The following is a 20939-nucleotide window of genomic DNA, read 5'->3' on the forward strand; positions in this document are numbered from 1 at the left end:
AGCGTGTTAGTTCCAGCTCATGTAGCGTATCTCTGCCTTACAAAGTAGGCTTCATCCGGAAACAGATGACTAATGACTCAACATATCAATCTGATTTTATGAGAAAAAAGCATCTCAAGAAAAATCACCATACTTGATACGATTTAATGCATCTAAAACGCGTTTTAAATCGCCTTTAAGCACAACTTCTAGCGGAGTTAGACCAGATAGCGCTGGAATTACGGAAGTTAACCATTCTGCTCTCAAACCAGAGTCCTCAAACACATCCTCCATTTGCTCTTTTAAAGTAGGGTGTTGTGAAAGAATGTACTCTATAGACTTCGGCTGGGTATCATCCTCAAGTTCAACTTTGCGTAAAGTCCATGAGCCATCGTTATTGTCGAGCCATTCGATTTGATCGCCTTCTTCCCATTGCAATTCTTCTTGCAGTATTTCTGGAATGTTGAAGAAAGCTTCACCATCACAGGTCTTCTCAATTTTAATTTTCATTGCTGCTTAGAACCTTATTCTCTTCACATGGTGATTTATGACACGCTTACTCTAGTTTAGCAAAAACAGATTGCCACTGATTGGAACGAACATGCAACTAGCATACTAACCATAAGTTACTTAAATTACACTTTTAAATAATTTCTTATACAGACACTTCAAAAGTGAGTTATAGTGAACTTATATATTAAGGCGACCCCAATAGTAACAAAAGTACATTAAAAGGCACTTATGAAAAAAGGTAAGATGGTAAAGGCACAACCTATGCCTGATTTGAATACCGAGTTCAGTATGGAAACGCTGGGAGCCGCCATTCGCTCAAAGCGCACCGATAAAGGCTGGCGTATTGATGATCTCGCTTCAAAAGCCAATTTATCTCGTAGGACAATCATGAAGATTGAAAAAGGCGATACTAGTGTCACCTTTGCCAATGTACTTGTCCTCATGGATATCTTAGGGCTGTCGTTACGCCTTATCGACTTAAACCTATTTGTTCGTCCACACAACCAAATAACCTACCAAGATGAAAACAACGTGATAAGCAATGAGGATGGTTGGTATGAGTAAGTTGCAACAATTAGACGTGTTTATCGGTACGAATACCAAAATTGGTCGTTTGATTCTTCCTGTCGGAACAGAAACAGAATTCTCATTCATCTATGAAGATGAATTGCAACTCATGGGTTTCCCGATTTCTCCACACATCCCTGTTGATGATCAGGCTTCGCCACGAAGTATCGAGAACTATCTCAGAAATCTACTTCCTGAAGGAGAAGCCTTTGAGGAGATGATACAAAACACCACTATTTCCAAAAGCAATACGTTTGGGCTAATTCGTAAGCTTGGTGCGGAAACATCTGGCGCATTATCTTTTCGAGTCCCAAACTCAGAACCTGAGGAAACCAGCTTTAGAGCTGTCCCTGATGATGAGCTCATAGAACGACTAGAGCGAAATTTAGCCCCATTAGTTTATTGGGACGGTAAGGTTCGCCTTTCAGTTGCTGGTGTTCAAAACAAATTAAACTTACTTAAGCGCGGTGATGAATGGGGATTTGGTGAAGGAAAATTAAGTTCGAACTACATTCTGAAGTTTGAAAGCGGTAAAGCACCGTGTATTGCTGTGAATGAGTTCTTTTGCATGACATTAGCTAAGCTAGCAGGTTTGGACGTCGCTAATGTTGAGTTAACCCGTATTGGGAAGACTAGGACACTGATCATAGAGCGGTTCGATCGTGCTTATATCGAGGCTCGTGATGTCGTTCAACGAAAACATGTGATTGATGGCTGTCAGGCGACTGACTTACCTCCAGGTTACAAATACGAGCGTCAGAATGGGGATGAAGGCGATGGTGTATATATGCGTGATGGCGTTTCTTTCCCACGCCTACTGAGCGTCAAAACCATAGACACGGTAATCACCAACCTAAAGCTTACCCAGTGGATGCTCTTTAATCTAGCAACACTAAACTACGATGCTCATGGTAAAAATATTAGCTTCTTCGTCACCCCTAAAGGCCTTGAACTGACCCCTTTTTATGATTTAGTCAACATAGAAGCTATCGCTCAAGAGGGAGCAAAACGCAACTCACAAAGCGGTAAATTGTCTGCTGATGAGGGGCGTGCCGCCAGTATCCCTCAATATTTTGCAATGTCGATTGGAGATTGGGAAAGCGAAGACTTTCAAAATCCGCCGAAAGGTAACTTCAAACGTCCTATCACCAGCTATGATCTAGCTGAATTCGGCGCTCTGCTTGGCTACTCAGGCCCCAAAATGGCTTCCATAATGGTAGAAACCGTTATTGTTATAAAAAATGCCCTGAAGAAAGCGATTGATCTTACCGAAGCTCAAGGAATCGATGACGGAGAGCGTGAACACATAGAACTATGTGTCTCACTAATCCAAGCAGAGTGTGAATACTTGTTAGCGCAAGCCGACAGTGTACCAGAAATGAGTGAGCTTCTTTAATAGCAAATGCAGGGAGCGATCTTTAGCAATTTATAAACCATTTTTGGACAGAAATTACTTTGATCTGCAGCTAAAAATAACGCCAAACACATTGTTTTTTTTATTGCGGTTTCATCAATTACTTAAGTCAAAGATGAATATAAATGCGAAAGTTTTCTGATTTAGTTGTTTAGAATAGACAAGCGTGCACCTCACGCACTAATCACGCAGCAACGCTCTGGATTTGACTTGCCCTTGCGATACGTTTCAGAAACCACTAATACAGCTTAAAAGTTGTTTACCCATCCATAAGTCACCAGTAGCCAAATATTCACAGAATTAGTCATTGAAATCATATGACATTGGGAAAATAGACTTTAATACCCCTGCCTCAATTCTTCGATTGCTTAAATAGTCATCATCCGCATGGCTCAAAGGTCGCCGAGTAAGAAATTGCTCAAAGTTCTAACAAAAAATACTCCACTGGTAATAGAATATTCGACTAAAATCACACGCTTAACGCGAAAATTTCAAGGACCGGGTATGAATAATCAGGGCTGGATTCACTATTGGCGTAATTCTCTTGCCGATGCCGATAGCGCGAAAGGTGCATTAAAAAAGCAAGATCTGAAGAATTATGTACGAGCGACAACCGACGAGTTCAAAGAAGGTAAGCTTAAACCTGATTCTACATTGCTAGAAGATCTGTTTCGCAATGAACTCGATACCCTAACCGCCGTACAAATTCATCATCGACCGGTCACCTATTATCTTCGGAAAGTTCATGGCAAAGATTACAGCGGTAATATGCCTGGTGTACTGACACCGATTGTCTGCTCTTTATGGGTCAATCGTGAAGGACTACTATTTCCCCACACCACGCCATTCATACCTCGTGATTTGCTTGCTCCTCAAGGAAATGACACCTTTACTATCGCTGACGTCGATAAGCTCGATGAATTCCTGACAACAAATGAAATTCCAGCGCAGTCTACTGAAAGTATTCCAGCCAAATTCGAACAAGAAGAACAGTATCAGAACCATCAAAAAGATTGGCACAACTACTACGGACTCACCCAAAAACTATTTGCCGATTACTGTGATAGAAACCGAATCGAGCAATTCTACGAAGAAATTGAAAGTCGTGGCTTAGTCAACAAAATCAGCGAGTGCTTGGGAGCTTCAAGGCATATTTTAAAACTGTACGATAACCTGAGCAATTCAAACACAACCTTGCCTTTGCTTGATAGTTACGCGGCAAAAACAGTAACCAACCACGATGAATGTATTGATGTATCTCAGACAGTGAATTCGCGTTTTGGCCACTCAAATAGTCAATTCCCGCTAGCTAAAGCGCAATGCGATGCCTTGGCCCATACCTTAGCCATGCAAGAAGGCGATATTCTTGCGGTAAATGGTCCTCCTGGCACAGGTAAAACAACGTTTGTTCTATCTGTAGTCGCGTCACTGTGGATTGAATCTGCGCTAAAAGAGAGTCAACCGCCGCTAATCATTGCGGCATCAACTAATAATCAAGCAGTAACCAACATCATTGATGCTTTTGGTAAAGACTTCGATGAAGGCGACGACGAACTATCAGGCCGATGGTTACCCGACATTTTTAGCTATGGTGGCTACCTGCCATCGGCGTATGGAGAATTGGAAGCTGCCAAAAGTTACCAAACTAAGCATTTCTATGAAAAAGTCGAGCAGTTGGATTTTCTCGATCAAGCCCAAGCGCATTATTTGGATAGAGCAAAACAGGCGTTTCCACAACAGAATTTTGCTGATGTAACGCAAGTTAAAGCGTATCTCCTTGCCGAATTGCGCCAACATCAAAACCAGTTAGATCACATCCAAAACAATTGGCATCACTACAACCGCCAACTGAATGACATCCATTCTCGGCTTGGGGACAATCCCCAACAAACATTGGCAGATCAACAACAAGCCGTTTCTAATGCGCAAGCATTGAAAGATAACGCCAAAGAACAGTTAACTGCGTGGCGAAGCTACCTTGGCAATGAATCTACATGGTTAACTCTGTTTAAGTGGTTACCGCCAATCAAGAATAAACTTGATCTCCAGCGTAGGAGTTTCATGTTTAATCTTATTGAGCACGATGAAGAGCAAATTGAAAACCTGTCATCAGACCGATTTGAGAGCCTACTCAAGCAAATATTTTCTAGTAAAAAAGACGATTTTGACGAACAAAAAAATCGGTATCAATCTTGGTTAGAGCAGTATCAAGAGTTTGAGCAATCACAACTGAATTGGCTTGATTCTATCAATAACTTTACTGAAGACTCTCCAGAACAAACCATTCCACAATTGACCGACATCGATTCGGTTTTAGATATCACGACCCGTTTTCGAATGTTCCGCTTAGCTGTCCATTACTGGGAAGCATGCTGGCTACTCAGTTGCCGAGATTTGGGTAAAGAGCTGAACAAGCAGGCCCGGAAAACAGGTTTGAAAACTGTTCGTCCTCGCTGGCAACGTCGAATGATGCTCACTCCTTGCATTGTATCAACGTTCCATTCTCTGCCTTCTCATATGACTTACCAGTCTCACGTTGGGAATAATGAATTTGAAACTGACTATCTGCTTAATGAAATCGACCTTTTGATCGTTGATGAAGCAGGCCAAGTGGCTCCAGAAGTTGCCGCGGCCTCGTTCTCACTAGCCAAAAAAGCGTTGGTGATCGGTGATATTTACCAAATCCCCCCGATTAGAAATGTGTGCTCATCAATTGACCGGGGTAATTTAAGGCAACATAAAATTATCAGCTCTGATGATGAATACACAGTCATTCAAGAGCAAGGCCGAAGTGTAGTGACTGGCAGTGTGATGCATGTAGCGCAACAAGCAAGCCGCTTTCATTATATGCCGGAAGTTGAGCCTGGAATGTTTTTGCAAGAACATAGACGCTGCTACGATGAACTAATCTCATACTGCAATGACCTTTGCTATCAAGGTATCCTGATCCCCAAGCGAGGACAAGCGACCGAAGATAGCCTCTACTCTCCTTTCAGTCATTTGCACGTCGACGGTATCGCGGAATCATTTAGCGGTAGCCGACGCAATAAGTTAGAAGCAGAAACTATCGCTGCATGGTTACATGCCAATAAGGTTGAAATAGAGAATTACTACGGCGAGCCACTGGCCAAGTGTGTGGGTATAATTACTCCATTTTCAGCCCAAGTGAACCAGATCAAGACCGCGTGTAGTGAGTTCGATATCAAAGCAGGCAAGGGGGATGACCAACTAACCGTTGGCACCGTTCACTCTCTTCAAGGAGCTGAACGCAAAATCATTATTTTTTCCCAAGTGTATACCAGACACAACGATGGCGGGTTTATCGATATGGATCCTTCAATGCTCAACGTCGCTGTCTCTCGAGCCAAAGATGCATTCTTGGTGTTTGGTGATTTGGATATCATTGAAGCTGCGCCATCATCTTCTCCACGAGGATTACTCGCCAAGTATCTCTTTACTGACGAGCGAAATGAGCTGGAGTTTAGTGTTGGTCAACGCCCCGATTTATTACAAATATGCGGCCATCCGAAACTGCTAACCAATGCCGAAGAACACGATGCGTTCTTATCAAAACTGCTGAGGGAAGTACAACGAAAAATAGATATCGTCTCGCCTTGGTTACAGCTAGACAAACTGCAATCAACAGGGCAGTTAGAACTACTAAAAACAGCACTGCACAAAGGTGTCCAGATAACCATACACACCGACAGACATTTCAATACCACTGTCGCAAACCACCCGGATACCAATAAAATAAAAGCGTTTCGACATTGCTGCGCGATCTTGGAACAGCTTGGTATCGTTATCAATGTGATAAATGGTGTCCATAGTAAAAGCGTTTTTGCTGATGATCGGTATATGGCGGTGGGGTCATTCAACTGGTTTAGTGCAAGCAGAAGCGGAAAATACGCCAATATCGAGACATCATTAATCTATGTCGGTGAGTTAGAGAAGGAGAGCAAAACTCAACTCGACTTCTTAAATAGCCGAAGCTGCAACACAAACAAGCAGCCCGTGACGTAGACACAAAGCGTCTCTCTTTTGTCCCGAAGTGACTCAAAACCATTTTCAGCATACCCTCAGACAGTTAATTGCTAATTATTCACTTTTAATGTATCCGCCCCATGATCCCACGGGGCGATATTGTTAGTGTTGGAAGTTCCAAGGCAGGAGTGCATCGATATCAGGCTCAGATTTCGCTAGCTCTTTCATGCACTTAACCATGTAGTCGTAAAGGATAAGGCCGTTGGCTTTCGCTGTCTCGACGATACTGTAAAGCATCGCGCTCGCTTCAGCTCCATTGGGATTGGTCGAGAAGAGCCAGTTCTTTCTGCCTATAACCAGCGGTTTTATTGCGCGTTCAGCACGATTATTGTCTATCGATAAGTGACCGTCATCGATATAGCGGCTCAGCTTCGGCCACTGACCGAGCGTGTATTTTATCGCTTTACCCAGCGGGCTAGACTCAAGCACTTTCTGAGTTGTCATCCATTCATAAAGCTCATCCAGTATCGGCTTAGCATGCTCTTGGCGCTCTGCTTTCCGTTTTTCGGCACAGGCACCTTTTAAGCGTGATTCTATTCCATAGAGTTTCTGGATTTTAGCCAATGCACTATCCGCTTTGCCTGACTTGCCTTTGCCTTGCAGCTTTTTCGCCTCCATGAACTTGCGCCGAGCATGCGCCAAGCAACCGACATTGGTGACGAGATGAAGCCCATCATAAACACCATAGCCATCGGTTTGTAGATAACCACTGTAATCCCCCAAGAAGGCAACAGGGCACGCCCTAGCTCGACTGTTTTGATAGTCGTACAAGACGATATTTCTCACATTAGGGAGGGCGGCTTCAGGCGAGTCTGCGCCCGAGCAGTAAAGCCACATATAACACTGTTTATCTTCTTTGAGGACATTGAGCGGCGTTTCATCCGCCTGAATCACCACTTGCTCAAGTAGGTGCGTTTTTAAGGCCGCGTAAAGTGGAGCGAACTTCTCACTGACTTGGATAATCCACCTTGCCATGGTGGTTCGTGAGAGTTCGATACCCGACTGGGTAAACAGGGATTCTTGGCGGTAAAGTGGCATCGCGTATTGATATTTGCCGAGGATGATATTGGCCAACAAGCTTTCTGTGGCGAAGCTCTTCGGGATAATGCTTTGCGGCGCTGGCTTTTGAACGACGTGGTTTTTGTCTTCTGTTTGCTCGCATTGGCGGCAAGCATATTTAGGACGAACATATTCCAACACTTTTAGTACCGCTGGCGTGAACTCAAGTTTCTCGCTACGGTCTTCACCGATTTTATGCAGGTTATGTTGACAGCAAGTGCACTGCTTTTCATCGTCGTTTAAATCGAGTTCGATAACTTCACGAGGCAAGGTCTTTGGCAGTGGTTTGCGTTTACCACGTTTCTTCTTTGTGATGGTCGTTGTGACAACTTCAACCTCTTCTTCCTTAGCGGCCTCACACTCCGCTTCGTTGAAGAGATCACCTTGAGATTCATCGTAAGGCTTTAACGCCTCCGAGCGTTTAGCGAACTGACGGTCGAAGGCAAGTTTGAGCTGTTCAAGCAGCGATTGACGCTCTTGTTTCAATTGGGTTTCTGACGCCAACAGCGCTTTCACCATCGCTTGTAGCTCGGCAACATCTTGGCTTTCTGAGTTGATATTTGGCGTCTTTTTCATGGCATTGATTATACTAAAATCATGCCGTTAATGCTTGGTGGATATGGCTATATTATCGCTTAAGTCATTGTAAAATCGTTTATTCTAACGGGTTTATGGCCGATAATCGTGAAGCCAGAAAGCAGTCTGTCAAGCTCGAATTGAGTTAGGGTAAACACCTCATTTTGCTCTTTTGATGGCCACTTGTACTTGGCTTTTTCAAGGCGCTTGTACCAAAGAGCAAAGCCTGTTTTATCCCAGTACAGCACTTTGATTTTGTCGCGCTGTTTGTTGGTGAACAGGAACAGTGCGCCGCTGCCCAAGGGCAAGTCGGTGTCATTTTCGATAATCGCAGCGAGGCCGTTGATGGACTTTCTAAAATCGACGCTTTCGCGATAGAGATAGATTTCGGGAGCACTGAGCATACGTTTCATGACAGCGCACCGATAAGCTCTGCGAGATAGGTCGCTGGCGTGCCTTGTGGGATGCTCAGTTCAACATCATTGACGAGCAGCGTCATATTGGCAACGACAACGTGAGTGGCTTGATACTTTGTGGTCTTTTCAACGACTTCTGCTTTAACAAAGCCAACCGTGTTCGGTTTTTCGATGTGCTTTAACTGTTGGCGCTTAGCGTAAAAAGTGGAGAGGCTCAGTCCGTTACGTTCACAGAATAATCGTTGTGATAGTTGGCTGGATTCATAGTGTTCGAACAGGGTTCGCCATTCTTGGTTAGTGCGTCGTTTGGCCATTTCAAATCTCCTTTGGGTTGGAGGTTTGATCTTATTATTCGGGCTAGGTGATTAGAATGCGGGGTTTATGACGCGCTTACCTTTTAATTAGCAATTACGAAGTGAGTCGCATGCCTTTCACATGAACTTTAATGGGGGAAATTTGAAGCTAGAAGAGCAAGCGATTTTATGTGCAAAATAATGACAATGGGGCACTTCTGAGTTACGAACTGCCAAAGCTAACGTTTTCTGAGTGAATATAAGGTACTAGTTTATACGTAAGTCACGATTTGAATTTAGATAGTCGTTGATCAGCGAGTTTCGGTAAGTACCAAATGGTGCATCACTTGCTGAGTCTCTATGAGTGAGATATCGCCCTTGTAACCGGACTGTATCGCCTGAACTAACAAAAAAGCTAACAGAGTCACCCGTGTTTAATTTTAGGCTTTTAGCAGTAAGCACATCATTGATGTATAAGCTATCGATATAAGTAGTCTCGTCTTCCAGCTCGGCAATTGTGAACTGTTTTACATTCTCAGGGACAGTAAAAGAATCTGAGACGGTAGTGTTTTGACCATCTGGAAGCAACTCTCTTATGTATACTGCCTGATCCGAAGTGAAGAACAAATGTGGGCAGGAACCACATTGCCATGCTCTGTTTATTGTATACATGTTGGTGATATCAAAGTCATGTATGTCTACGGAGTGTTTTTTGTTTTGACTTTGAAAGCTAATAGATTTTGGTGCAATGAGCGTCCCAAAACTCAACATTTCTTCTAAGTCGTCAGGCGACCCTGATTGATGGCTTAGTTCTCTAAACCATTCTCCATCGGCAAATTTCGGGATTCTAGAGATTTCATTTGTTGTTATGCCTCCGATTGGAGTAATCAATATGCTTACAGGGATAACAACCGTTTCATTCGGCTTTATAGGCGCTCTAGGTAAAGTATAAGCTAGAGATTTGAGAGCAGCCTTAGAAGTGCTCTCGAAGGTTTGACTCAGGTGTGTTTCACTTTCTAATTGCTCAAAAATAATGGTATCCGCCCCATGATCCCACGGGGCGATATTGTTAGTGTTGGAAGTTCCAAGGCAGGAGTGCATCGATATCAGGCTCAGATTTCGCTAGCTCTTTCATGCACTTAACCATGTAGTCGTAAAGGATAAGGCCGTTGGCTTTCGCTGTCTCGACGATACTGTAAAGCATCGCGCTCGCTTCAGCTCCATTGGGATTGGTCGAGAAGAGCCAGTTCTTTCTGCCTATAACCAGCGGTTTTATTGCGCGTTCAGCACGATTATTGTCTATCGATAAGTGACCGTCATCGATATAGCGGCTCAGCTTCGGCCACTGACCGAGCGTGTATTTTATCGCTTTACCCAGCGGGCTAGACTCAAGCACTTTCTGAGTTGTCATCCATTCATAAAGCTCATCCAGTATCGGCTTAGCATGCTCTTGGCGCTCTGCTTTCCGTTTTTCGGCACAGGCACCTTTTAAGCGTGATTCTATTCCATAGAGTTTCTGGATTTTAGCCAATGCACTATCCGCTTTGCCTGACTTGCCTTTGCCTTGCAGCTTTTTCGCCTCCATGAACTTGCGCCGAGCATGCGCCAAGCAACCGACATTGGTGACGAGATGAAGCCCATCATAAACACCATAGCCATCGGTTTGTAGATAACCACTGTAATCCCCCAAGAAGGCAACAGGGCACGCCCTAGCTCGACTGTTTTGATAGTCGTACAAGACGATATTTCTCACATTAGGGAGGGCGGCTTCAGGCGAGTCTGCGCCCGAGCAGTAAAGCCACATATAACACTGTTTATCTTCTTTGAGGACATTGAGCGGCGTTTCATCCGCCTGAATCACCACTTGCTCAAGTAGGTGCGTTTTTAAGGCCGCGTAAAGTGGAGCGAACTTCTCACTGACTTGGATAATCCACCTTGCCATGGTGGTTCGTGAGAGTTCGATACCCGACTGGGTAAACAGGGATTCTTGGCGGTAAAGTGGCATCGCGTATTGATATTTGCCGAGGATGATATTGGCCAACAAGCTTTCTGTGGCGAAGCTCTTCGGGATAATGCTTTGCGGCGCTGGCTTTTGAACGACGTGGTTTTTGTCTTCTGTTTGCTCGCATTGGCGGCAAGCATATTTAGGACGAACATATTCCAACACTTTTAGTACCGCTGGCGTGAACTCAAGTTTCTCGCTACGGTCTTCACCGATTTTATGCAGGTTATGTTGACAGCAAGTGCACTGCTTTTCATCGTCGTTTAAATCGAGTTCGATAACTTCACGAGGCAAGGTCTTTGGCAGTGGTTTGCGTTTACCACGTTTCTTCTTTGTGATGGTCGTTGTGACAACTTCAACCTCTTCTTCCTTAGCGGCCTCACACTCCGCTTCGTTGAAGAGATCACCTTGAGATTCATCGTAAGGCTTTAACGCCTCCGAGCGTTTAGCGAACTGACGGTCGAAGGCAAGTTTGAGCTGTTCAAGCAGCGATTGACGCTCTTGTTTCAATTGGGTTTCTGACGCCAACAGCGCTTTCACCATCGCTTGTAGCTCGGCAACATCTTGGCTTTCTGAGTTGATATTTGGCGTCTTTTTCATGGCATTGATTATACTAAAATCATGCCGTTAATGCTTGGTGGATATGGCTATATTATCGCTTAAGTCATTGTAAAATCGTTTATTCTAACGGGTTTATGGCCGATAATCGTGAAGCCAGAAAGCAGTCTGTCAAGCTCGAATTGAGTTAGGGTAAACACCTCATTTTGCTCTTTTGATGGCCACTTGTACTTGGCTTTTTCAAGGCGCTTGTACCAAAGAGCAAAGCCTGTTTTATCCCAGTACAGCACTTTGATTTTGTCGCGCTGTTTGTTGGTGAACAGGAACAGTGCGCCGCTGCCCAAGGGCAAGTCGGTGTCATTTTCGATAATCGCAGCGAGGCCGTTGATGGACTTTCTAAAATCGACGCTTTCGCGATAGAGATAGATTTCGGGAGCACTGAGCATACGTTTCATGACAGCGCACCGATAAGCTCTGCGAGATAGGTCGCTGGCGTGCCTTGTGGGATGCTCAGTTCAACATCATTGACGAGCAGCGTCATATTGGCAACGACAACGTGAGTGGCTTGATACTTTGTGGTCTTTTCAACGACTTCTGCTTTAACAAAGCCAACCGTGTTCGGTTTTTCGATGTGCTTTAACTGTTGGCGCTTAGCGTAAAAAGTGGAGAGGCTCAGTCCGTTACGTTCACAGAATAATCGTTGTGATAGTTGGCTGGATTCATAGTGTTCGAACAGGGTTCGCCATTCTTGGTTAGTGCGTCGTTTGGCCATTTCAAATCTCCTTTGGGTTGGAGGTTTGATCTTATTATTCGGGCTAGGTGATTAGAATGCGGGGTTTATGACGCGCTTACAAATAATGTTGGTATCAGAGTTATTTGTAATGGTGAGGAATACCCCCCAAACACCTCTTAATATATATTCTTCGATCAAAGGCACCCCCCAACAGCCATGCTCATAGGTTCCGATGAGTGCTGCCGGAAACTTCTCGTGAACCTTATGATCAAGCATTGCTCTTGTCAGAGGGTCATCTTCTGAGAGCTTTTCAAGCTCCTCAAACTCAGGTGATCTAATAGTATCAAAGTAAGGAAACCTACCTTGTCTCCCTTCAACAATCTCAGCTTCAGGGTATTCTTTTAAGTAATCTTCAACACTATTAAAGTTATTCCCATATTTACCCAAATCTCGATATCTTCCGCTCTCACTCCTTGTTAGCTCTTGAAGGGAAGTGAATACATTGTTTTCAACAAGCAACGGATTCATCACAGGGATAACCTCTAAGTTCCTGTTTGCTATAGCAATTAGATCATCAAAGGTCTGTGATACCAGATATTTGATAGACAGTTCTGGAAGAGAGGTCTGTGACTCGTTCAAAAATGCCTTCAGTTCCTCAAGAGAAAATTGAAACTGAGAGTTAATATGAACATCTCTCCCTGCCTGAATGTTAATAGACTCATCACCAGAGTCTATCTTCTGCTTGTTGAACATTGTAACTCCTAGAAACGTGTATCTCTGCCAGATTGGATATTTATGGATTTCTTGCCTGACTTTATCTTTTGATTAGCCAAACTGCGCTTGTTCCGTATCTTTATTGTGAGCACAGCCAACAGAACTGCTGCAATACCAGAGATTACGTACGTTCCAAGACCACTAAATAACCACTCATGATTATCCTGTAGGTAATTTATAAACTTTTCAATGAGTTCCATCATGCTCTCTGAGTTGAATTTAATAAAAGGAGGTTAGTATTGGGCACTAGAACGTCGTTGTGCTCAAGTGGTAATTTGCCTCAACCAAGTTCCTGAATCTTTGAGATGAGATATCTTCTATGCGTGCCCAATGTCGGGTAGAGATAGGGGGATTTGCATATCCCCCTTATAAACCTATTTCATTCGTTTATTGATAAGTTTGAATAGCGACTCAAAGCTATCGATTACTTCTTCTGGAAGATAGTTTTCTTTTCCTTCGGAGAGTTTACCCATAAATATTCTTGCTGGTTTTGCTTTTACAAACTGCTTCTTTAATCCGAAATCCTTCATCGCTTTTTCGAATCGTTTACAGACCCTTGGAATATTATCGTTGTATTTGAGATCATCAGTTATTTCATCCCTGTAGGCTTCCTCTGCGAGAGAAAGAAAGTAATCTGAACCAAAAAGGTCTTCAATATCCAATTCAGTGACATCGCTATCTATTGCTTCAGAAACTAAGATGACGTTTCTTTTAGATAGCTTGTGATTAGCTATCAAATCGGTCTTAGTGGCAATTGCATCTTTCTCATGATCGAGTAACACCAATAGATTGAGGTGTTGAGACGATAACAAACTCACTAAGTATGGTATTTTTTGAGCCCCTCCAGCTGGAGTTATAGTTATTTTATCCATTAGACCTGTCCTACCCAACGATTTCAGGTATTCAGACATCGAGGACAGGTACCAAAAATCCGTAACCCCTTCAACAACCAAATTGTTTGAACCGATAAATAGCGACTGAGAAACTTCATATCCGAGCGCCGCTTGTAAAGGGAATAACGTAGTTGAATCACCAGTGGGATCATTAGTAACTGTTGTTCCTTTTTCTTGGCATATATTCACGGTCTTAACCGTAGAAAGTTGCTTTGTTGGGACCAAGAAAGGTGAATGCGTTGTATAAATAATCTGATTGCTAAAGTCGTCATCAAGATGTTTTAACAAGTCACTTTGAGATTTTGCGTGCAGATAAAGTCCTGGCTCATCTAGAAGAATGATCGCATTTTCTGCATCCCCGCCGTGTGTATCTGCAAAAAACGTAATATAGAATGAAAAGAACCACCTAAAACCTCGGCTCCTTTCGTTAAGGTTAACTTCAACATCATAAGTAGACGTTGGGTCAGATACGTAGGTATCAAAAAAGTTGCCATCCAAATTGAAGCGGACTTTTAACTCGCGGTCTGTCCATAAGCGTCTAATTTCACTGGTAACAACAGCCCCTGCTCTATTAACGAGCTGGTTTCGTGTCTCAGGATCTGATGCTAACTCTTGGAGCTTAGATGGGTCTATATCCGCAACCTTACACAATTTAATGAAACCCTCGTCCTCCGCAGTCAACTGGTGATTTTGTCTGTGCTGACTGAGGATGCTGAGGTTTTGATGTCCATCCAAATGTGGGTATTCATCGATATATACAAAAACAGGGAGGCATTCCATTATAAAGTTACGGGCTTTTTTCTCTTGTTCGCCATCATCTAAAGCCATAACTATTTGTACGAACTCATCTTTCAGGTCGAGGAAGTCGTCTTGTTTTTCTAACGTGTATTGCGCGGCACCTCTAAGCACTTGGTCATATTGGTCTAAAACTGCTTCCAACCAACTATTGGCAGAATGTGTAGCTGTTGCTTTCAGCATGCTTACCTGCTGCACAGCAGTATCGACGCTATCAGCATTTTCATCTGTTTTTAAAGCATCTAGTAGCGTAACTATTTTATCAATATTTCTGTTTATTGCTTTTGTATCTAAGCTCAGGTCTTTTAAGCCGGAGAAACCAATATATCTAGTGCTTCCGTATCGGCGGGCAATAGTGACAGTTGAAACCTCAGACGCTCTAGGAAAAATCGAAGACAGGGATTCTCTTTCCTCCTGTGACAACCTCCATTCGGTGTTAAGGAATGGTGTGTTTTCATCCTGTTCAGCAAGTCTGCGATGGCGCGGGAAGTTCTTTATGGCTTCAATATCAGTTATGCCACCCGGAGGATTTAAGTGTTGAAGAGCAAGTAAAATGTTGGACTTGCCACTTTCGTTACGACCTAGTATAGCTGTTAAATCATTTGTCGTAATCTCACCACTATCATTGATTGAACGAAAATTTCCAACTCGGAACTTAGTGAGTTTCATCATTATTCCTTTTAAGAACTACTACTGACAATCTGCGCTAGAATCGCCGCTATTGCCGTGGCAAAAGCACCAGTCAGCGCAACCCAAACCTTCATATTGTTGTGTCTTGAGTCTTCTTTAAGACGTCGATTCTCGGCTTCTAACCCAATCATATTTGTTACTAGGTTAAGGAGTATCTGCATTTCTTCAGAGGACAATGGTGCTGACCATTCCTTGAGACTGCTTTCTCCCTCAATTTGTTTCTTAACTCTTCTCGCATACCTGATATGCAGAGAGTACAAAGGTTCTTTCTGGGCACTTAGATTAGAGGATTTTCTAAAAAAGGCGGGGTATCCATCAAGAACATTCTCTACATCTTCTACATCCAAGCCAATGCTATCAGCTATGTTTCTTGGTGTTCTGCTGTTCCATTTTTCATGAGCACCTAGATGCTGAATTAATGCGACTAAACAGTGAAAATCGTTTGTAAAACTACGCTCGACGACCTCAGAAACGAGTGTAATTGGTTTCGCGCTATCCATTTTATTAGCTTACCTATTGAATATGTCATATTTAGAGACCACACTGAAGGTGCCTCCTATTAGCTCGTTGTTATTTTTTGAGCATACCAGACAGAAAATAGAGTGATAATCGTTACTCATTGTTTTTACTTAAAACTTAACGATGATTTACCCAAAACTAGATAGCTCTTCAATAATCAAGTTTAGCTTTGGGTGTGGAGTGTTTTCTGAGTCAATTGATACAGCGATCTTTCTGTTACCCATAATCCGTGCGTGGCTATCTCTTATGTGGTTAGTTGCACTATATAGTCATAAGTAATATTTGTTCAAATGGGAGTGCTCAGAAATGTTATGAATAACAACTCTAAACAGAAAAGGGGCATTTTTGATTTTGACTGATTTGTGCAACAGACTGTTGCACAATTAGAAGATTGGATTGGAGTTGTTGCAGAATTTGCAACAACTGAGGCTTTCCTCGAAGCCTTAGTACTTGATACTAGAAAAGTATGTATCCGAGTGTTAGGCCCACAACCATTATGATGATACTGGTTAACGTCATATTGTTGTCGACCCATTCATCAAGCTTACTCATTCGAAGTTCCTCTTTCTTTGCTAATCATGTCAAAACCATGTTCAACTCCATAAATTACTTCACGTAGAAGTGCCTTATTTGGTGAATTCAAATTAGCAATGACTCGACCAATTTCATTACCCAAGTCACAAAACTCAATATCACCATCTGGAAGGCTATCAAGTGCTAACTTGAGGTTTGAAAGAAAAATATCAGGGTTCAGCAAATCTAAACTAGGTTCATCGAAAACCTCATTTCGGTTGGCCATGAAATCATCTGTAACCCGTTCACCCCCGTCGGCGAAGGATATCCAATCAGGTTTTGTTTCGCTCTTTGCAAGCAAATCACTGTGGGTATTATAAGGAGTCATCCCTTCTAGCAACTCTTTTTCGGTCAACTTTTTCTTGCTCATCGCATACAACCTGACAGGATATTTAGATTAGTTGCAGTATAGCAAAATCAGCTAGACTGCCGTTAGAACGAATACGCTGAAACAAACTTCGGGGCAAAAACGAGTTTGCGAAAAGTGAGGGACGTCAGGCAAACTAGGCTTGCTATGAGAACATGTCCACTTGAAATTCAGCTTTTTTGTTATGAAGCCCACGGGCTTCCAACCAAGAGTAGAATCGACTTCGAGAAATCGATACACCACGTTCGTTTAGTTGCCTAAGAATTTCAATTTTGGTGGTCTTGGTGTCGAGAAGGTTCAATATAAACGCTGTATGCTCATCAAGCCTTGATTTCACCTTCTGCCCCCTCTGACGGCCAGATGATAGCCCTTTGGCCTTACGTTTAGCGTGACCAGCTTTGGCTCGCTTTGAGCGCTTCTGGGCTTCTACGGCGCTGGCAAAAGATTGCCCAATAACTGTAAAAATGATTTCAGCATTATCAACGTTCTCTGAGCTTATGATGGTGTCGTTGTATGCTAAGTGTAGCTCTCCGTATGAGGCTATTTGACCAATGGCACCTACTAGCTCCATAACTTTATGGCGACCCAACCGAGTGATATCCGATACAATGATACTTTGTTGAGAGGTGATGAGAGAAAATAACTTCCGCTCGCTCAACTCTGTCTTGGTGGCAGACTCGTGCTCTTCTATCCAATCCGTTATTTGTATGCCACGTTTAGCAGCGTACGCCTTGATAGCTTCTCTTTGTGATTCGCCATCGGCTCTTTGTGAATCTGATACTCGAATGTAGCCAATCATGCCTGCCCCCAAGTTAAGAGTTAATTGCTCATGGAAGCTTATTTGCTGTTTAGGTAGTCTAATACGACTTCATGGTGATCTTTGGTCTTGAACTTATTAAATACATGCTCAAGGTTACCAGACTCATCAATCAGGAAGCTTGTTCGTACTACCCCCATATTTTCGCGGCCCATAAATTTCTTGAGTTGCCAAACATTGTACTTTTCACAAACTGTGTGGTCTTCATCGGCTAGCAAAGTGAAATTAAGCTCTTGCTTGTTGATAAAGTTAGTTAATTTTTGCGGTGTGTCTGGACTGATACCAAGAACAACAACATTGTGGGCATCTAACTCAGCTTTAGTATCTCGTAACCCTTTAGCCTGAACTGTGCAGCCAGGTGTTGAAGCGCGTGGGTAGAAATAGAGCAATACCTTTTTCCCCTGAAACTCGGATAGCGTCACTGGGTTATTGTCTTGGTTATTCAGGGTAAAATCTGGTGCGATTTCTCCAGCTTCGATTGCCATTGGTTTTGTCCTTACTTTCTCAATTAATGGTATTTGGCGTAGCATTATTCGCTACGTCCTTTTTAGTGCATTTTTATTACGTTAGAGTGTACGTTTTTATCGTTAATTAAGTGTCCTGTCTAGTGTTCACACTAAACAGGACGACCTTTGGGGTTACAGTGCTAAAAGCTACTTTGGTTTTCTAAATTGGGGAGCAATAACATTGTCTAAACGAGATGATACGATTTTATCCATCGCTTTTTCTCGCTGACTTTCATGTAACATCTCCATTAGTTCTTGAACGATCTTAATATGAGTGGCTGCTTGAACAGCTAATGCCTCTTTATGGCTTTGAGCTTCGTCGTAATACTCTTTTTTCTTCTTATTTGCCTGTGCTCTTTCTCCTTTGAGTGCCTTTATTTCTTTTTGAAGCACTTCAATAGGGGAGTCAGCGGTTTCATCCTGAGCAATTTGTACTTCTAATGATTTATTTTTTATCATTAAAACGACGTCGTTATGCCTTCTGAGTGCGCCAGTGGAAAGGCCCGCTTCTTTTTCAACATTGCTATTGTTGATTTTGAGCTTGCCTTTTCGCGCCTTATTGCGCAGCTCTCTCGATGTCAACTTCGCTACATCACCATCCAGCAGCCTTTCCAATGCTTTGATTAGCTTATTTTTGGTTATCTGTGACATTATGAAATCACTCCGTATGGGATGAGTAAGTTCTTAACTTCATCAGGGAAAATGACAGGCTCATAGTCGATACCTAAATCATCCATAATGCGTTCAGCAGCTTGAACTTTAATGTAAGACTCCGTGGCGGTTTGAGGGGTGAGTTCGTCGTTTTCAATATCATAAAGCATGTGGATTTCGGCTTCTTTGCGCTTTGCTTCAGCAAATACGGCATCAACGATGTAATCATTCTTGCAGTCTACACATTCCATTAGGTTAACGAGCGTTCTTAAACCACAGGTGGTCGAAGTACAGTATATCCCTGGCGCAACAGCATGAATGTGTCGGTTTTGAGTTCGAATTTGCTTTTTCCAATAGGTTAGAGATAACATCTCATTATCTACTTTATCCTTGAATAAATTTCGGTCTGTTTTCATCATGTTCTTAGCAAACTCTTTGCCTTTCCCTCCGGCAACCCGCTCCTTGTTTGCCAGTTTCTGATAGATATTCAAGTAGATACGGGCTTTCTGGTCGATTCTTTCTTCATCAATGGCATTGGCAAGGTTTTGTTTCTTTTTCCTGAGCTTTTGAAACTTGCTGGCATTTTTTGCATAGTGCCGCGTCATTGCCATAGAGACATGGCTGAATTGCTGTTTCAGTTGCGGAAAACTGCAAAGCTCGTAGCCAATTAAGTAGTAAGCAAAAGAGCGGCGAAGTTGATGGCCTGTAAATTCATAGTTCTTACCCACTTCAAACGATAAGTTTGGGTCAGATGTTTTTAGGTCAACAATGTCATCATTGGTTAGCGCAAGCTCTTTACCTGTCGCATTTTCAAACCAAGCTTGAGAATGTCTTCCTATTTGCACTTTGCTTATTCCACTGAAATCCTCTTTTATTTTATGGAAAAACGATAGTGAGCTAGGATGTCGCTTTCTGAGTGGCGTGTGCAGTGCTTGAAGCACTTCATACGCTTTCATGCCGATTTCGGTTGTGACAAACTCATCTTGCTTTGATTGAGATCCTTTTGCTGTCTTGGATAGGTTGGCGTGGATAACGTGTATCTTCTGGCGGTTTATTGTTTCAGTTGTGCAGCCCTGAGCGGTGTTTAGGGCATACATCTCATCGGCTCTCATTCCTGTTCGAGCCATTAACCCCCATAGACAACCACCATTAAGCGTTTTAAAAAGCGATTGAGCCTCTATTAGATTGGTGATTGTCCACTGTCCAATCGTTAGGCTACGCTCGGTGTGGAACCTATCAATGTAGTCGGTCCTTATTTGTGGTTTATGAAGGCGCGTGAGAACCAGTGCCTCTTCTTCACTAGGAGAGTGAAGGGCGGTAAAGGTGCCTATAAAGGCCAGTGTACGTTTTTTACTTGATCCCGGTTTTAAATACCATTGAATCTTACCGTTTTTAGTTCGGGCTTCATCACTGACCAGATACTTCGCATATCCTTCATACACCTTATCAAAGTAGGTGGCGATGTATTCTGCAAGTTGCTCTAACTCATCACGAAGAGCATAAGCTTCATCAATAAGGGCCTCTGATCTTTGAAGACCCAGATAGTAGAGCCTTTGAGGGATGACGGTATACTGCTTAGCTTCTTTGATTGTTAAACCAAAATCAGAAGCGTTTAGTTTTTTGTTTAGGCTAACCTCAAACGGTAAGCCTCTCGCTTCTTTGTAAAGCCGATTTAACCCGTTGTAAATCGTTTCTCTTTCAAAGTCGATGTCAGTAAAGCCGGTTAGAGCCCAAGTCTCGAGTCGCTCGAAGTCCAAAGCAGACAGCGTATTAAACCCTTCATTTAAGAGTGGTGTGATGACTTTTTTTAGGTCATGTAATGCATCCCGAAGAGTGCCAAACGAGTGGCTTTGAGGTGATAGCCACATCATTTTAAGTAAAAGGGTTTTAAGCTGATTTTTTAGGTTGCGCTCAATGACTTTATCATCGAGCGTAAAATCTATGGTAAAGATGTGCTTTGCTTTTGGCTCAAAATAAGGCTGTAGCTTGCTCCAAGCGTCATCATCGCCAATTTTGCCTAATGATTCACCCGTAACAGTAAAGCCTATGTCAAGGCTTTCGATCTCATCCCAATCACCACGCTCAATAGCTGGCTTTAAAACATCCATTAAGTAATTTGCATGAGCACCAACATTTTCTTGTGCTTTAAGAAGCTTATTTTGATGCTCTAGGTCAGTGAGTTTTATCATTTTAGCCTCCG

At 42.9% G+C, this 20939-nt stretch carries 19 protein-coding genes; 3 read left to right on the plus strand and 16 right to left on the minus strand.

Translation table 11 applies throughout. From position 1 onward, the window contains the following. Positions 1–114: 114 nt before the first annotated feature. Positions 115–489, minus strand: a complete 375-nt coding sequence (locus tag N5E84_RS02390) for an MbcA/ParS/Xre antitoxin family protein (protein ID WP_019282265.1) — start codon at positions 487–489, stop codon at positions 115–117. A gap of 231 nt (positions 490–720) precedes the next feature. Between N5E84_RS02390 and N5E84_RS02395 the strand changes: the two genes are divergently transcribed. From N5E84_RS02395 to N5E84_RS02405, 3 genes are all read left to right on the plus strand, one after another. Continuing rightward, positions 721–1056 carry a helix-turn-helix domain-containing protein gene (locus N5E84_RS02395; RefSeq protein WP_019282266.1) on the plus strand — a complete coding sequence of 112 codons (336 nt, stop codon included), beginning with the start codon at positions 721–723 and terminating at the stop codon, positions 1054–1056. Beyond that, positions 1049–2455 (plus strand): HipA domain-containing protein, encoded by a 1407-nt coding sequence (locus tag N5E84_RS02400; RefSeq protein WP_019282267.1) that lies wholly within the window; start codon positions 1049–1051, stop codon positions 2453–2455. The genes N5E84_RS02395 and N5E84_RS02400 overlap by 8 nt, the downstream gene beginning before the upstream one ends. Positions 2456–2977: 522 nt before the next feature. Further along, on the plus strand, positions 2978–6496 hold the full coding sequence (locus tag N5E84_RS02405; protein ID WP_069212148.1) for an AAA domain-containing protein: 3519 nt from the start codon (positions 2978–2980) through the stop codon (positions 6494–6496). Positions 6497–6619: 123 nt separating this feature from the next. Here the strand turns inward: N5E84_RS02405 and N5E84_RS02410 are convergent, their stop codons facing one another. From N5E84_RS02410 to N5E84_RS02480, 15 genes are all read right to left on the minus strand, one after another. Beyond that, entirely contained in the window at positions 6620–8152 is a 1533-nt protein-coding gene (locus tag N5E84_RS02410) for an IS66-like element ISVa11 family transposase (RefSeq protein ID WP_069211897.1), read from the minus strand. A gap of 59 nt (positions 8153–8211) precedes the next feature. Continuing rightward, a complete protein-coding gene (tnpB, locus tag N5E84_RS02415) occupies positions 8212–8565 on the minus strand; it encodes an IS66 family insertion sequence element accessory protein TnpB (protein ID WP_019283195.1) in 354 nt (117 codons plus the stop codon). Next, positions 8562–8882: an IS66 family insertion sequence element accessory protein TnpA gene (gene tnpA / locus N5E84_RS02420; RefSeq protein WP_019283194.1), complete on the minus strand. Its 321-nt coding sequence runs from the start codon at positions 8880–8882 to the stop codon at positions 8562–8564. The genes tnpB (N5E84_RS02415) and tnpA (N5E84_RS02420) overlap by 4 nt, the downstream gene beginning before the upstream one ends. Positions 8883–9128: 246 nt before the next feature. Further along, the gene (locus tag N5E84_RS02425) at positions 9129–9962 is read right to left on the minus strand and encodes a hypothetical protein (RefSeq protein WP_116285024.1); all 834 of its coding nucleotides are present in this window, start codon (positions 9960–9962) and stop codon (positions 9129–9131) included. Continuing rightward, positions 9931–11463, minus strand: coding sequence for an IS66-like element ISVa11 family transposase (locus N5E84_RS02430; protein WP_069211897.1), 1533 nt, complete (start codon positions 11461–11463; stop codon positions 9931–9933). Before N5E84_RS02430 ends, N5E84_RS02425 begins: the two co-directional genes overlap by 32 nt. Before the next feature lie 59 nt (positions 11464–11522). Then, positions 11523–11876, minus strand: coding sequence for an IS66 family insertion sequence element accessory protein TnpB (gene tnpB / locus N5E84_RS02435; RefSeq protein ID WP_019283195.1), 354 nt, complete (start codon positions 11874–11876; stop codon positions 11523–11525). Beyond that, positions 11873–12193, minus strand: coding sequence for an IS66 family insertion sequence element accessory protein TnpA (gene tnpA, locus N5E84_RS02440; protein ID WP_019283194.1), 321 nt, complete (start codon positions 12191–12193; stop codon positions 11873–11875). The genes tnpB (N5E84_RS02435) and tnpA (N5E84_RS02440) overlap by 4 nt, the downstream gene beginning before the upstream one ends. A 51-nt stretch (positions 12194–12244) precedes the next feature. After that, the gene (locus tag N5E84_RS02445) at positions 12245–12907 is read right to left on the minus strand and encodes a hypothetical protein (protein WP_116285023.1); all 663 of its coding nucleotides are present in this window, start codon (positions 12905–12907) and stop codon (positions 12245–12247) included. 395 nt (positions 12908–13302) lie between these two features. Further along, the gene (locus tag N5E84_RS02450) at positions 13303–15288 is read right to left on the minus strand and encodes an AAA family ATPase (RefSeq protein WP_232513653.1); all 1986 of its coding nucleotides are present in this window, start codon (positions 15286–15288) and stop codon (positions 13303–13305) included. An 8-nt stretch (positions 15289–15296) separates the two neighbouring features. Beyond that, positions 15297–15806 carry a hypothetical protein gene (locus N5E84_RS02455; protein WP_019282236.1) on the minus strand — a complete coding sequence of 170 codons (510 nt, stop codon included), beginning with the start codon at positions 15804–15806 and terminating at the stop codon, positions 15297–15299. A gap of 563 nt (positions 15807–16369) precedes the next feature. Then, the gene (locus tag N5E84_RS02460; RefSeq protein ID WP_019282237.1) at positions 16370–16768 is read right to left on the minus strand and encodes a hypothetical protein; all 399 of its coding nucleotides are present in this window, start codon (positions 16766–16768) and stop codon (positions 16370–16372) included. Between the two features lie 142 nt (positions 16769–16910). Continuing rightward, positions 16911–17564 (minus strand): recombinase family protein, encoded by a 654-nt coding sequence (locus tag N5E84_RS02465; protein WP_019282238.1) that lies wholly within the window; start codon positions 17562–17564, stop codon positions 16911–16913. Positions 17565–17602: 38 nt separating this feature from the next. Next, positions 17603–18067, minus strand: coding sequence for a thioredoxin-dependent thiol peroxidase (gene bcp, locus N5E84_RS02470; RefSeq protein WP_019282239.1), 465 nt, complete (start codon positions 18065–18067; stop codon positions 17603–17605). A 168-nt stretch (positions 18068–18235) separates the two neighbouring features. After that, entirely contained in the window at positions 18236–18739 is a 504-nt protein-coding gene (locus tag N5E84_RS02475) for a bacterioferritin comigratory protein (RefSeq protein ID WP_069212154.1), read from the minus strand. Beyond that, a complete protein-coding gene (locus tag N5E84_RS02480; RefSeq protein WP_069212153.1) occupies positions 18739–20928 on the minus strand; it encodes a tyrosine-type recombinase/integrase in 2190 nt (729 codons plus the stop codon). Before N5E84_RS02480 ends, N5E84_RS02475 begins: the two co-directional genes overlap by 1 nt. Positions 20929–20939 lie beyond the last annotated feature (11 nt).

Source organism: Vibrio sp. J502 (assembly GCF_025397955.1).
Taxonomy (GTDB): domain Bacteria; phylum Pseudomonadota; class Gammaproteobacteria; order Enterobacterales; family Vibrionaceae; genus Vibrio; species Vibrio anguillarum.